At 65.8% G+C, this 12875-nt stretch carries 10 protein-coding genes; all 10 read right to left on the bottom strand.

Going from position 1 to position 12875, the window contains the following annotated elements; genetic code table 11:
• Window positions 1-43 precede the first annotated feature (43 nt).
• Window positions 44-853, bottom strand: a complete 810-nt coding sequence (locus tag ACX17K_RS09330; protein ID WP_231150953.1) for a trypsin-like serine peptidase — start codon at window positions 851-853, stop codon at window positions 44-46.
• 89 nt (window positions 854-942) lie between these two features.
• A complete protein-coding gene (locus tag ACX17K_RS09325; RefSeq protein WP_070979674.1) occupies window positions 943-1845 on the bottom strand; it encodes a hypothetical protein in 903 nt (300 codons plus the stop codon).
• A gap of 131 nt (window positions 1846-1976) precedes the next feature.
• Window positions 1977-3251: a two-component system sensor histidine kinase RstB gene (rstB, locus tag ACX17K_RS09320; RefSeq protein WP_231150954.1), complete on the bottom strand. Its 1275-nt coding sequence runs from the start codon at window positions 3249-3251 to the stop codon at window positions 1977-1979.
• A 6-nt stretch (window positions 3252-3257) separates the two neighbouring features.
• A complete protein-coding gene (rstA, locus tag ACX17K_RS09315; RefSeq protein ID WP_046155599.1) occupies window positions 3258-3971 on the bottom strand; it encodes a two-component system response regulator RstA in 714 nt (237 codons plus the stop codon).
• 80 nt (window positions 3972-4051) lie between these two features.
• Window positions 4052-4942: a formate dehydrogenase accessory protein FdhE domain-containing protein gene (fdhE, locus tag ACX17K_RS09310; RefSeq protein WP_493774561.1), complete on the bottom strand. Its 891-nt coding sequence runs from the start codon at window positions 4940-4942 to the stop codon at window positions 4052-4054.
• 488 nt (window positions 4943-5430) lie between these two features.
• On the bottom strand, window positions 5431-6048 hold the full coding sequence (locus tag ACX17K_RS09305; RefSeq protein ID WP_231150956.1) for a formate dehydrogenase subunit gamma: 618 nt from the start codon (window positions 6046-6048) through the stop codon (window positions 5431-5433).
• Window positions 6045-6932: a formate dehydrogenase subunit beta gene (fdxH, locus tag ACX17K_RS09300; protein ID WP_493774560.1), complete on the bottom strand. Its 888-nt coding sequence runs from the start codon at window positions 6930-6932 to the stop codon at window positions 6045-6047. The genes ACX17K_RS09305 and fdxH overlap by 4 nt, the downstream gene beginning before the upstream one ends.
• 12 nt (window positions 6933-6944) lie before the next feature.
• Window positions 6945-10001 (bottom strand): formate dehydrogenase-N subunit alpha, encoded by a 3057-nt coding sequence (gene fdnG, locus ACX17K_RS09295; RefSeq protein ID WP_493774559.1) that lies wholly within the window; start codon window positions 9999-10001, stop codon window positions 6945-6947.
• Between the two features lie 287 nt (window positions 10002-10288).
• Window positions 10289-11710 carry an efflux transporter outer membrane subunit gene (locus ACX17K_RS09290; RefSeq protein ID WP_493774558.1) on the bottom strand — a complete coding sequence of 474 codons (1422 nt, stop codon included), beginning with the start codon at window positions 11708-11710 and terminating at the stop codon, window positions 10289-10291.
• 4 nt (window positions 11711-11714) lie between these two features.
• Window positions 11715-12875, bottom strand: coding sequence for an efflux RND transporter periplasmic adaptor subunit (locus tag ACX17K_RS09285; protein WP_231150960.1), 1161 nt, complete (start codon window positions 12873-12875; stop codon window positions 11715-11717).

The raw sequence follows: 12875 nt of genomic DNA, 5'->3' as shown, positions 1-12875 counted from the left end.
GATATCCGGCAGGATGGAGAAAAGCCGCCCTTGGGCGGCTTTTTCATTTCTTGGCCGATTTGGCGATGAAGGCTTGCAGCGCCTTCTGGAACACCGGCGCGGACACGCTCATATTGTCTTCCAGCTTGCGGCGGGCGGCGGGAGGCGCCGAGCTTTGCACGGCGACGATGGTGGCCTGGCCCTTGGCGTCGATGACGAAGATCGGCGAGCCGCTATTGCCCTCCAGCGTGTCGCAGCGATGGGTGAGGCGGCCGTCGTCGCGCAGCGCGGTAGCCTTGCAGCCATGGTGGGCGCGCAGATGGCGCTGGTCGTCCACCGGGTAGCCGCCCTGGGTGATGGTCCAGTTCTGTCTGGCCAGCAGCGTTTTCAATGCCTGGGCGTCGCCGGAAAACACCGGCACCGTGCCCTGGCTGTTGCCCAGCGGAGTGGCCAGCCGCACGAAGGCGAAGTCGCGCGGCGCGATGCGCGGCGGGATGTACAGGCCGTCGCGTTTGCGGATCAGGCCTTTGAGGAAGGCTTTGTCCACCTGCACTTCCTTGATGCGGCTCAGCGCCGTGTATTCGTCGCCCCACAGGCCGACGGTGAAGCTGGTGGCGGGGTCGAAACGGCCCTTCTCGTCGACGAAGCAGTGGCCGGCGGTCAACACTACGTCCGGGGCGACCAGGGTGCCGGTGCAGATGGTGCGGGAACGGGTTTCCAGCTGGCCCACGCTGCGCCAGGGCGCGCGTTCGGGCTTTTCCAGCACGCGGTCGTCCTTGCCGAAGAACAGTATCTTATGTTCTTTGCTGAGCGGCGCGGATTGTGCGAGGGCGGGAATCAGGGCGAGGCAGAGGGCGATACGCGGCAGCTTCATCGTGGTGGCACCTGGAAATGGAAACGGGGCGCCGAAGCGCCCCGTGCAATGCTATGCCGCTGAGTGATCAGCCGGCGTAGGCACTGGAATTACTTGGCAGCGGAAGCGGCCTTCTTCTTACCGGCTTTCTTGGCCGGAGCGGAAGCTTCTTTCTTAGCAGCTTGAGCCTTTTGAGCGGCGGAAGCTTCTTTCTTGGCTACGTGCTTCTTGGCGTGCTTGTGGGCAGCCTTCTTAGCCGGAGCGGAAGCGTCGGCCTTAGCGGCTTGGGCTTTCTGAGCAGCGGAAGCTTCTTTCTTGGCAGCGTGCTTCTTAGCGTGGTGCTTGTGAGCCTTCTTGGCTTTCGGAGCGGAAGCGTCGGCCTTGGCGGCTTGGGCTTTCTGAGCGGAAGCTTCTTTCTTGGCTACGTGCTTCTTGGCCTTCTTGGCCTTCGGAGCGGAAGCGTCGGCCTTGGCGGCTTGGGCTTTTTGAGCAGCGGAAGCTTCTTTCTTGGCAGCGTGCTTCTTAGCGTGGTGCTTGTGAGCCTTCTTGGCCTTCGGAGCGGAAGCGTCGGCCTTAGCGGCTTGGGCTTTCTGAGCGGAGGCTTCTTTCTTGGCTACGTGCTTCTTGGCCTTCTTGGCCTTCGGAGCGGAAGCGTCGGCCTTGGCGGCTTGGGCTTTTTGAGCAGCGGAAGCTTCTTTCTTGGCAGCGTGCTTCTTAGCAGCGTGCTTGTGGGCCTTCTTGGCCTTCGGAGCGGAAGCGTCGGCCTTGGCGGCTTGAGCCTTCTGAGCGGAAGCGTCCTTCTTGGCTACGTGCTTCTTGGCCTTCTTGGCCTTCGGAGCGGAAGCGTCAGCCTTGGCGGCTTGAGCCTTTTGAGCGGAAGCTACTTTTTTCTTTTCGGCCTTCTTGGCCTTGTGGATTGCCGGAGCGGAAGCGGCGGCCTTTTCAGCGGCGAAGCCGTTAGCGGACACCAGGCTGAAAGCAGCGGTCAGGGCGAGCAGAGCCAGCTTTTTCATTTACGAAACTCCTAAGTTTCTTTCGATTGGGTTGAAACGGACCCGAAGAAGTCCTAATTCAGGGCGAATGCTATCGGTGGCAAGATGTAGCGTCTAGGGCAGGCGTGTATCTCAATGTTACAAAATGTACATTAGGCTGTCGGCCAGCGAAGCAAAAAGCGCGCGCCGCCCATCGGCGAACTTTCCACCTTGATGCTGCCCCGGTGGGCGCGGGCGATGCCGGCGACGATGGCCAGCCCCAGTCCGTGGCCGCCGGTCTTGCGGCCGCGGCTTTCATCCAGCCGGATGAAGGGGTCGAACACCCGCTCGCGGTCTTCTTCCGGAATGCCGGGGCCGTCATCGTCGACGATGATGCAGCATTGCTGCTTGTCGACCAGTATATGGGTGGCGACGACGGCGTTGGCGTGGCGGCGGGCGTTGGACAGCAAGTTGTCCAGCGCGCGGGTGATCAGGTGTTCGTCGGCGGTGATGGCGAGCTCTTCGCCGGCCGGCTCGATCCAGTGGATTTCCTGCGCCAGCGCCGCCTGGCCGGCGATGCGGTCGCGCGCCCAGGGCAGCGCGTTGAAGCTGCTCAGGGTCAATGGCGCTTCTGGGCGGTCCAGCCGGGCGTGGAACAGCAACTCTTCCACCAGCTTGTCGATGGCGGTGAGGTCGCGCTCGATGGCTTGCCGCTCCGGCGCTTCTTCATCGCCCTCCAGCAGCGCCAGCCGGTAGCGCAGCCGCGCCAACGGCGTGCGCAGCTCGTGGGCGACGGCGTTGGTTAGCGTCTTCTTGCTGTTGATCAGCGCGCCGATGTTGTCGGCCATGTGATTGAAGGCGACGCCCAGATGATGGACGCCCGAATGCGGCGGCAGGTCGACGCGGGCGGACAGGTCGCCGTTGGCCAACAGGCCGGCGGTGCGTTCCAGCGCCACCAGGTCGCGCCAGTGGGGGCGCATCCACAGGAACACCGGGATCGCCAGCGATAGGCCCAGGAGGCCCAGCAGCGCGTAGTCGAACCACTTGAGCCGGTGCAGGAAGAACAGGTAGCGCAGCGGGCCGGCGACCAGCAGGTAGTTGCTGTCCTGCAGCTTCTGCAGGAACAGGTATTTGTCCTCCAGCATCACGATTTCGCCGCGGTCGAGCGCCTCTCTCGATTCTTCATCGAGGATGTAGTTGCTCATCTTCTCCACCTTCACGCGGAAGGTGAAGCCGTAGTCGGCGTTGGCCAGGGTCTCGCTCCAGCGGTCTTCCGGCACGCCGCGCAGGTCGGCCTCGATCAGCGACAGCGTGGTGCGCAGCAGATCGGCCAGATAACGTTCGCCGACGTCGTCGACAGCCTGCTTGTACACCACGCCGACCATCACCACCGCGACCAGGAAGCAGGCCATCAGCAGCAGGTAGAACTGGACGAAAAGGCGGCGCATCCGCGCTTACTCCCAGCCGGACAGCGAGAACAGGTAACCGCGGTTGCGCACGGTCTTGATGCGGAACGGCTCGCTGGGGTTGTCGCCCAGCTTCTTGCGCAGCCGCGAGATGGCGACGTCTATGCTGCGGTCCAGGCCGTCGTAATCGACGCCGCGCATTTCCTTCAGCAGCAGGTCGCGGTTCAGGGTTTCGCCGGCGTGGCTGGCCAGGAGCCACAGCAGGTCGAAGTCGGAGGTGGACAGCGGGATCTTTTCACCGGCCAGCACCACGTCGCGGCTGACCGGATCGATCGACAGCTGGCCGAACACCGCCTTGCGCGAGCCCTTGGCCGGCTGCGCCTCGGCGGGCTGGGCCGGGCGCAGATTGCGCAGTTGCGCGCGCAGCCGGGCCACCAGCACCGACGGCGGCGTGGTTTTCAGGATGTAGTCGTTGGCGCCCAGCTCCAGACCCAGGATCTGGTTCATGTCGCTGTCCAGCGAGGTCAGCATGATGATGGGGCCGTCGAACTTGGGCCGCAGCTCGCGGCAGATCGACAGGCCGTCCTTGCCCGGCAGCATGATGTCCAGCAGCACCATGTCCGGCGCTTCGCGGGCGATGGTGTCCAGCGCGGCGTCGCCGCGCGGTTCGATCACCACTTCCATTTCGTGGCGGGACAGGAAATCGCTGATCAGTTCGGCGAGGTCGGCGTCGTCTTCGACGAATACGATGCGATGGGTCATGCGGGTATCCATGCGGTTGATTGGCGGTTTGCCGGCAAGTATCTCGCGCCGGGGGCCGCGGCTCAAGTGCGGACAGCCGCTCAGGCGGGCTCCCGGCCGGGCAGAAACAGCGGATTGAAGCCGATGCGCGCGAAACCGGCCTCGCCGGCCAGCAGGTCCAGCGCCAGGCTGGCCAGGTCGTCGGCGCCAGCCTCCGCGCCGGCGTCCAGCAGCAGGGAAATCTGCTTGAGCGCGCCATGGCACTCGCCGCAGGCTTCCACTTCGCGCGCGCCGCGCTCCTGGTGCGGTTGCTGATGGTCGGGGGCGGCGGGGACATGGTCTTGCGCCGCCAGCGAGTAGTAATGCAGATCCCGGCTGTTGCCGCATGACAGGCAGCGCACCCGGCCCACCGGCCAGGCGTGGCTGCACATCGAGCACATCACGTAGCGCTGGGCGTGGCCGCTGTCGCCGCGCAGCAGCAGCGAGGCCAGCGGCAGGCCGCCGCAGCACGGGCAGCGGGGCTCCTGGCTTTGCGGCTCAGGCAGCGGTCGCTGGCGGATGCTGCGGGTGGCTTGCGCCTGCAGCGCGGCGCCCAGCAGCGGCAGCGCGGCGAACAAGGGACCGTCGGCCGGATAGTCGCCGTTGATCAGACGTTCGGCCAGCCGGCTGAGCGCGGCGGCGTCCTGCGCCAGCAAGGGGCCCAGGGCGGACTGGACTGCGGTGGGCAGCCGAGGCTCCAGCGTCTGGGCCAGTTTCTCCAGCGCGGCGTGGGGATCGAGCCGGGACGCGTCGTGCAACGCTTGCTGCTGCTGGCAGATGGCGGCGCACAGCCGCAGAAAATCGGCCATCGCGTGGCCATCGGCCAGTTGCAGCAGCCGCGCGGCGCGGCTGGCGAAGATGTCGGGCGGCGGCCGCAGCACGGCCAGGCTCATCAGCGGGGCGTCGCCGGCGCGGATCTGTTCGGCCGGCAGGATGGGTTGGGTAGGGGTCATAGTTGAGGTCTAGGTTTGATTTTGACTATGTTCATTAAAATGTAGGCTGCAGGGGGTTGTGTATGTGGGCAGAAAAGACGGCAACAGTGAGACCCGATTCCCCTTTCAGCTCGCGCCGACAAAGAAATGGCTGGCAAGGTTTTAAGACGCCGGTTGTTCGACGCGGCGCGACGGTAGCGCGCCGCTAGTTCCGGCGGCTCCTTGCCTGCCGTTTTTTTGTCGGGGTTTCGCGGGCTGCAGGGGCGGCCTGGGATCGCCTCTGCGTGCGAATCTTCGATTCGCTCAGCGATGGGGCTGGCCGCTCAGCCCCTGGCCCGTCTGCCGGGCGGAACCGGCATCTACATATCGTCCGCGCAGCGGACACAAAGCCATCCAGTTCCAACATGCTATGCACCTATCCCCGACCCCTTCTCCGCAAGGGGAAAGGGACTTTGAAGGGCGTGAGCCGGTGTCTTTCCATTAAGCTTCGAAAGCTGGGGATAGAGGCACTACTTCTTCCCCGTCATTTCCTTATACCAGCCCGGATGATGCTTTTTCGCCCAGGCATGGGTGACCACCCCCTCCACCATCGCCCGTATCGTGCCCTTCACCCACAGCGCGGCGTAGACGTGGACGATGATGCTGGCGATCAGCGCGGTGGCGGCCCAGGCGTGCAGCAGCAGCGCCAGCCGGATCACCGGGATGGGAAAATAGCCGGAAAAGTACTGGCGCCAGGCGATGAGGCCGGTGACCAGCATGGTGGCCACGCACAGGGTCATGATCCAGAACATCGCCTTCTGGCCGCCGTTGTACTTGCCCACCTCCACCGTCTCATGGCCGCGCAGCACGTCCTTCACCGCCATCATCCACTTGATGTCCTGGCCGTTGACCAGATTGCGCCGCCAGTAGCGGAAAAACTGGACGAAAAAGCCGACGAACATCAGCACGCCGACAAAGGGATGCACCATGCGCGCCAGCTGCGGCGTGCCGAACACGCCGGTCAGCCAGAAGAAGGCAGGATAGAACAGCGCCAGCCCGGACAGCGCTAGCAGCACGAAGCAGATGGCGACGATCCAGTGGTTGATCCGCTCGGCGGCGCTGTAGCGCTGCAGCAGTTTTTCCTTCATCGCTTATCCTCCTCGCGCGTTTCGCTTTCCTCTTCGCCGTCGGCGCGGTTGGGGCCGACGGTGATGTAGTGCAGGAAGCCGAACAGGCCGGCGGCGGCGATGCCTATCGTCGCCAGCGGCTTGAGCAAGCCCTTCCACAACTGCACGGTGGGGCTGATCTCGGGGTTGCCCGGCAGGCCGGAGTACTGCTCCGGCTTGTCGGCGTGGTGCAGCACGTACATCACGTGGGTGCCGCCGACGCCTTGCGGGTCGTACAGGCCGGCGTTTTGATAGCCGCGCCGCTGCAGGTCGGCCACGCGTTCCGCCGCCACTTCCTTCATGTCTTCCTTGGAGCCGAACTGGATGGCTCCGGTGGGACAGGTCTTGACGCAGGCCGGCTCCAGGCCGACGGCGACGCGATCCGAGCACAGCGTGCACTTGTAGGCCTTGTTGTCTTCCTTGCTGATGCGCGGGATGTCGAACGGACAGCCGGCGATGCAGTAGCCGCAGCCTATGCAGTTTTCCTGGTGGAAATCGACGATGCCGTTGCTGTACTGCACGATGGCGCCCGGCGACGGACAGGCTTTCAGACAGCCCGGGTCGGCGCAGTGCATGCAGCCGTCCTTGCGGATCAGCCATTCCAGCTTGCCGTTGCTTTCCTCCTCGGCGAAGCGCATCACCGTCCAGGCCTTGGCGGACAGGTCGGTGGGGTTGTCATAGACGCCGATGTTGTGGCCGACTTCCTCGCGGATGTCGTTCCACTCGGAACAGGCCACCTGGCAGGCTTTGCAGCCGATGCAGGTGGAGGTGTCGATCAGTTTGGCCACTTCCAGCGTCTGGCGGACCTTGGGGCTTTCGGTCGGGCTGGCGGAGCGGCGCTTGATATCCAGGGATTGCAATGGCATGGCGGCGGCTCCTTACAGTTTTTCCAGTTTGACCAGGAAGGCCTTGTACTCGGGCGTCTGGGTGTTGCAGTCGCCGACCGCGGGCGGCAGCGAATTGGTCAGGTAGCCCGGCCGCGCCACGCCCTCCCAGCCCCAGTGCAGCGGAATGCCGATTTGGTGCACGGTCTGGTCGTTGACCTTCAGCGCCATCAGCCGCTTGGTGACCACCGCCTTGGCCTTGACGAAGCCGCGGTTGGAGCTGACCTTGACCATGTCGCCCTGGACGATGCCCTTTTCGCGGGCCAAGGCTTCGCCGATCTCGACGAACTGCTCGGGCTGGGCGATGGCGCTCAAGAGCACCGACTTGGTCCAGAACTGGAAGTGCTCGGTCAGCCGGTAAGTCGTCCCGACGTAGGGGAAGTCTTTATGCGTGCCCAGCCGCTGCTTGTCGCTGTCGAACAGCCTCACCGCCGGGCTGGAGACAACTTTAGGATGTAGCGGATTGGTGCCGATCGGGCTTTCCATCGGCTCGTAGTGCTCGGGGAAGGGGCCGTCCACCAGCTTGTCGGCGCAGAACAGCCGGCCCACGCCCTCGGGGTTCATGATGAAGGGCATCATGCCGGAGTCCGGCGCGGCGTCGGCCTTGAAGTCCGGCACGTCGCCGCCCACCCATTTGTCGCCGTTCCAGCTGATCAGCTTGCGCGCGGGGTCCCACGGCTTGCCGGACGGATCGCAGGAGGCGCGGTTGTACAGGATGCGGCGGTTGGCCGGCCACGACCACGACCAGCCCGGCGTGTTGCCGAGGCCGGTGTCGGTGTTGTCGCGGCGCGCCATCTGGTTGCCGGCCTGCGGCCAGCAGCCGGAGAAGATCCAACAGGCGCAGGCGGTGCGGCCGTCGTCCTGCAGCACGGCGAAGCCGGGAATCTGCTCGCCCTTCTTCACCAATGTCTTGCTGGGGTCCGCCGGGTCGGGCAGGTCGGCCAGCGCCTTGCCGTTCATCTCCATCGCCAGCTCGCTCGGCGTCGGGGCTTTGGGATTGCGGTAGGCCCAGCTGGTCTTGAGTATGGGCTCGGCCAGCTTGCCGCCTTCCTTGCGGTAGAGGTCGCGGATGGCGACGAACAATTCGCCGATGATCTCGTTGTCGCCCCTGGCCTCGCCCGGCGGCTCGGCGCCTTTCCAGTGCCATTGCAGCCAGCGCGCGGAGTTGACGATGGAGCCGTCCTCCTCTGCGAAACAGGTGGACGGCAGTCGGAACACGGTGGTCTGGATCTTGGCCGGGTCGACGTCGTGCGCTTCGCCGTGGTTCTGCCAGAAGGTGGAGGTCTCGGTGGCGATCGGGTCGATGATCACCATGTACTTGAGCTTGGAGAAGGCCTCGGTCACCTTGGCGGCGTCAGGGAAGCTGGCCAGCGGGTTGAAGCCCTGCACGATGAAGCCGTTCATCTTGCCTTGGTACATCAGCTCCGCCATGTGCAGCACGTCGTACATCTTGTCCCACTTGGGCAGCCAGTCGTAGCCCCAGTCGTTGTCCTTGCTCGCGTTGTCGCCCCACATCCATTTCATCAGGCTGACGAAGAATTTGGGGGTGTTGCTCCAGTAGTTGAACTGGTTGGCCTGCAGGGTCTTGGGCGTGGTCTTGGCGAGGTAGGCCGCAAGATCCGGGTGGTCGGCTTCGCTCGGCAGCGTCAGGTAGCCGGGCAGGCTGGTGGACAGCAGGCCCAGGTCGGACAGGCCCTGGATGTTGGAGTGGCCGCGCAGCGCGTTGACGCCGCCGCCGGGCATGCCGATGTTGCCGAGCAAGAGCTGGATCATCGCCATGGTGCGGATGTTCTGCGAGCCGGTGGTGTGCTGGGTCCAGCCCAGCGCGTACAGGATGGTGCCGGCCTTGTCGGGGCGGGCGGTCTCGCCCAGTTCCTTGCACACCTGCAAAAAGCCGTCCACCGGCGTGCCGCAGATGTTGTTGACCATTTCCGGCGTGTAGCGCGAGTAATGCTGCTTCAACAGCTGCCAGACGCAGCGCGGGTGTTGCAGCATGGGGTCGGTCTTAGCGTAGCCGTCGTCGCCCAGCTCGTAGTTCCAGCTGCTCTTGTCGTACTTGCCCTTGGCGGCGTCGTAGCCGGAGAACAGGCCTTCGTCGAAGCGGTAGTCGTCGCGGACGATCAGCGCGGCGTTGGTGTAGGCCTTGACGTAGTCCCAGTGGATCTTGTCGTTCTTTATCAGCCAGTTGATCACGCCGCCCAGAAAGGCGATGTCCGAGCCGACGCGGATGGGCAGGTAGAGGTCGGACACCGAGGCGGTGCGGTTGTAACGCGGATCCACCACGATCAGCCGCGTGCCGCGGGTCTTCTTCGCCTCTATCGCCCACTTGAAGCCCACCGGGTGCGCCTCGGCGGCGTTGCCGCCCATCACTAGGATGAAGTCGGCGTTCTTGATGTCCACCCAGCTGTTGGTCATCGCGCCGCGGCCGAAGGTGGAGGCCAGCGCCGACACCGTCGGGCCGTGGCAGACGCGGGCCTGGGCGTCGGTGGCGACGATGCCCAGGCTGCGGATGAATTTCTGCGAGATGATGCCGGTTTCGTTGGAGCCGGCCGACGCGGTCAGCATCGCGGTGGACAGCCAGCGGTTGATCGGCACGCCGGCTGCGTTTTTCTCGACGATATGCGCGTCGCGGTCGTCCTTCATCAGCCGGGCGATGCGGCTGATCGCTTCGTCCCAGCTGATTCGCTTCCACTCGCCGCTGCCGGCCTCGCGCACTTCGGGGTATTTCAGCCGCTTGGGGCTGTGGATGAAATCGAGCAGGCCTGCGCCTTTGGGACAAAGCGAGCCGCGGCTGACCGGATGGTCCGGATCGCCCTCGATATGGTAGATCTCGCCGTGCGTGTTCTTGGCGCCGTCGCCCAGTCCGTACAGGATCAGGCCGCAGCCGACGGAACAGTAGGTACAGGTGTTGCGCGTCTCGCGCGAGCCCATCAGCTTGAATTGCCTGACTTCGGCCAATGCCTGCTGTGGAGCGAAGCCCATGGCGACCAGGCTGGATGCGCCCAGCTGCGCGGCAGTCAGCTTGAACAGCTGGCGTCGGGTGACTTGCATCGTCATTCCTCCAGAGTACCCGCGCTACCGGAGGCGAACGGATAATCCAAGTGGATTTTATTTCTGAATCTTTATTCTTTTATGCTACTCCGATGAAGGGGTAATGACCACCTTATTGACATGGCTTTTGCGGGGCAAGCCGGAGTCCGGGGCGGGGGGCTGCGCGATGAACGACGCGAATGGAAGCAAACCGCTGCGGCAAACCGGCAGGCGGCGGGGCGATGCCCCGTCGGCCCGTCCTGTTATTTGTAGCAGTTTTATTACTATTTGCAGTTTATTGATTAGGACTATTTGTCGGGCGAATCGGCAAGCCAGCCTCCGCCCAGCGCCTTGAGCAAGCCGACGCTGGCTGCCAGCTGGCCGCCGCGCAGCTGGGCCAGCGTCCGTTGCGCCGCCAACTGGCTTTGGCGAGCCGCCGCCAGCGTCAGCGCGCTGTCCAGGCCTTCGCGGTAGCGCAGCTGGCTGACGGCGTAAGCCTTGTCCTGATTGCGCACCGCCTCGTCCTGCTGGCGGCGCGCCTGATCCAGTCCATGCAGCGAGCCCAGCGCGTCCTGGGCTTCCTGAACCGCCTGCAGCACGGTTTGGCGATAGCCGGCCAGCGCGGCGCGATAGCCGGCCTCGGCGTAGTCGACGCCGGCGCGGGTCTTGCCGTTGTCGAATAAGGTTTGCGTCGCCTGCAGGCCTATGCCCCAGATCAGCGCCGGCGTGGAGAACAGATTGGCGAGGCCGGTCGATTCGCTGCCGATGTAGGCTGGCGCCAGCGTCAGCTGCGGGAAGTAGGCGGCCTTGGCGACGCCGATCTGGGCATTGGCGGCGGCCATCGCCCGCTCGGCGGAGGCGATGTCGGGCCGGCGCTGCAAGAGATCGCTGGGCGCGCCGGCCGGCAATGCCGGCAGCGCGGCGGGCAGTTGTCCGGGAGCAAGCCGGAACGAGGCGGCCGGCGCGCCGCTGAGCGTGGCCAGCAGGTCTTCGCCCGCGCGGCGCTGGTTGAGCAGCAGCTCGCGCTGGGCGCGGCTGGCGGCCACGGAGGCGGCTTGCTGCGCCTCGTCGCCGGCGGAGGCTAGGCCGGCCCGGTGGCGGATGCGGGTCAGATCCAGCACCCGCTGCTGCGCGTCCAGAATGCCGTCCAGCAGCCGGATTTCCTCGTCCTCTTGGCGTAGTTGCAGGTAGGCGCTGGCCAATTGGGCGGTCAGCAGCAGCTCGACGTTGGCGCGGTCGGCGGCGGCTTGCTCGGCGCCGGCGCGCGCGCTTTCGATGTCGCGCCGCACCCGGCCCAGCCAGTCGATCTCGTAGCTGACGCTGAGCATGGGTTTCAGATCGCTCTGCACCGTGCTGCTGTTGCCGGCGCCATAGGCGGACTGGGGCCGATCGGCGGAGACGCGGCTGCGCGAGGCCGCCGCGCCCAGGCTGACGGCGGGCAGCGCGGCGGCGCCGTGGACGCGGCTTTGCGCCTGAGCCTGGTCCAGCTTGGCCAGCGCCAGTTGCAGCGTCGGGCTGCGGGCCAGGGCGTCGGCCTCCAGCCGGTTCAAGTCCTCGTCGCCGAATATCCGCCACCAGTCGCGCTTGGGCAGAGCGTCGGCGGGCGCGGCCGGCAGCCAGCCGGCGTCGCTTTTCCATTGCGCCGGCAATTCGCTGGCGGGGCGCTGGTAGTCGGGGCCGACGGCGCAGCCGCTCAAGGCGGCGGCGATCAGCAGAGAGAGCGCGCGCATCGGCTTACTCTCCCTTGGCCGGGGCCACGACGCTGACCGGCTGGCCGTCGTTGATCGAGTCCGGCGGGTTGACGATCACCCGGTCGTCGGGCTTCAGGCCGGCGCGGATTTCCACTTCATGGCCGTAGTCGGTGCCGACGGCCACCGGCTGCAGATGGACTTTGCCGTCGGCGCCGGCCAGCGCGACGCGGCCGCCCTTGGCGTTGAACTGCAGCGTATTGGTCGGCAGGGTCAGGCTGTCGCCGGCGGGCAGCTTGAACGAGGCGTCGACATACTGGCCGGGCATCAGGCCGTGGTCGGCGTTGGCCACCGTCACCTCCACCTGCAGCGTGCGGGTGGCCGGGTCGATGGCGCCGGCGGTGCGCGCCACCTTGCCGGAGACCGGATGACTGGGGGCCTCTTGGCGCGAGATGCGCACGGTTTGGCCGACGCGGATGTCGGCCGCGCGCGATTGCGGCACGTAGGCGTACAGATGCAGCTTGTCGATCTGCGCGGTGGCGAACAGCGCTTGCGCGCTGCCGCCGTTGCCGGCGTTGACCAGGCTGCCGGTGTCGATGTTGCGGCGGGTGACGATGCCGTCGAACGGCGCGACGACGCGGGCGAAGTCCTGCTGGTCGCGCAGCCGCTTCAACTCGGCCTCGGTCTGCTGGTAGGCGGCCTGCTTCTCGTCGAATTCCTGCTGCGACACCGCGTCCTGCGCGCGCAGCGCTTTCCAGCGCAGGTAGGCGGTTTTGGCCAGGCCGAAATTGGCCTGGGCTTCCTGCACCTGCTTGTCGATGTCGGGGATGTCCAGCTCGGCCAGCAGCTCGCCTTTTCTCACCGGCTGGCCGATGTCCTTGTACCAGCGTTTGATGTAGCCGTTGGTGCGGGCGTAGATCTGCGCCTCGGCCATGCCTTGCAGCGTGGCGGGAAGGGTCAGCATGGCTTCGCCGTGCCCCTGGCGCGGCGTGACCACGCTGACGGTGAGCACCGCGTGGCGGGCGGCTTCGCGGGCCAGCGTCTCGGCGTCTGCGTGGCGGACCAGCAGCGTGCGGCCAAGGCCGAGCAGCAGCAGCGCGACGGCGACGATGGCGGCGACGCGCGCCTTGCGCACCACCGCGCCGCGGCGGGTGTGGTGCAGGTGGAGTTCGGGCAGGCCCTGGCGGTCATGGCGTGGGTCGGTCAT

The sequence above is a fragment of the Chromobacterium sp. INPA-IVC genome (assembly GCF_059047085.1).
This window is presented reverse-complemented; position numbering and strand designations above follow the sequence as displayed.

Excerpts from the sequence above, each read along its gene's own strand:
- ACX17K_RS09290 (WP_493774558.1), bottom strand. The coding sequence starts at position 11,710 with ATGCGCGCGCTCTCTCTGCTGATCGCCGCCGCCTTGAGCGGCTGCGCC.
- fdhE (WP_493774561.1), bottom strand. The coding sequence starts at position 4,942 with ATGACCCCTACCCAACCCATCCTGCCGGCCGAACAGATCCGCGCCGGC.
- fdnG (WP_493774559.1), bottom strand. The coding sequence starts at position 10,001 with ATGCAAGTCACCCGACGCCAGCTGTTCAAGCTGACTGCCGCGCAGCTG.
- ACX17K_RS09325 (WP_070979674.1), bottom strand. The coding sequence starts at position 1,845 with ATGAAAAAGCTGGCTCTGCTCGCCCTGACCGCTGCTTTCAGCCTGGTG.
- rstB (WP_231150954.1), bottom strand. The coding sequence starts at position 3,251 with ATGCGCCGCCTTTTCGTCCAGTTCTACCTGCTGCTGATGGCCTGCTTC.
- rstA (WP_046155599.1), bottom strand. The coding sequence starts at position 3,971 with ATGACCCATCGCATCGTATTCGTCGAAGACGACGCCGACCTCGCCGAA.
- ACX17K_RS09330 (WP_231150953.1), bottom strand. The coding sequence starts at position 853 with ATGAAGCTGCCGCGTATCGCCCTCTGCCTCGCCCTGATTCCCGCCCTC.
- ACX17K_RS09285 (WP_231150960.1), bottom strand. The coding sequence starts at position 12,875 with ATGACCGACCCACGCCATGACCGCCAGGGCCTGCCCGAACTCCACCTG.
- fdxH (WP_493774560.1), bottom strand. The coding sequence starts at position 6,932 with ATGCCATTGCAATCCCTGGATATCAAGCGCCGCTCCGCCAGCCCGACC.
- ACX17K_RS09305 (WP_231150956.1), bottom strand. The coding sequence starts at position 6,048 with ATGAAGGAAAAACTGCTGCAGCGCTACAGCGCCGCCGAGCGGATCAAC.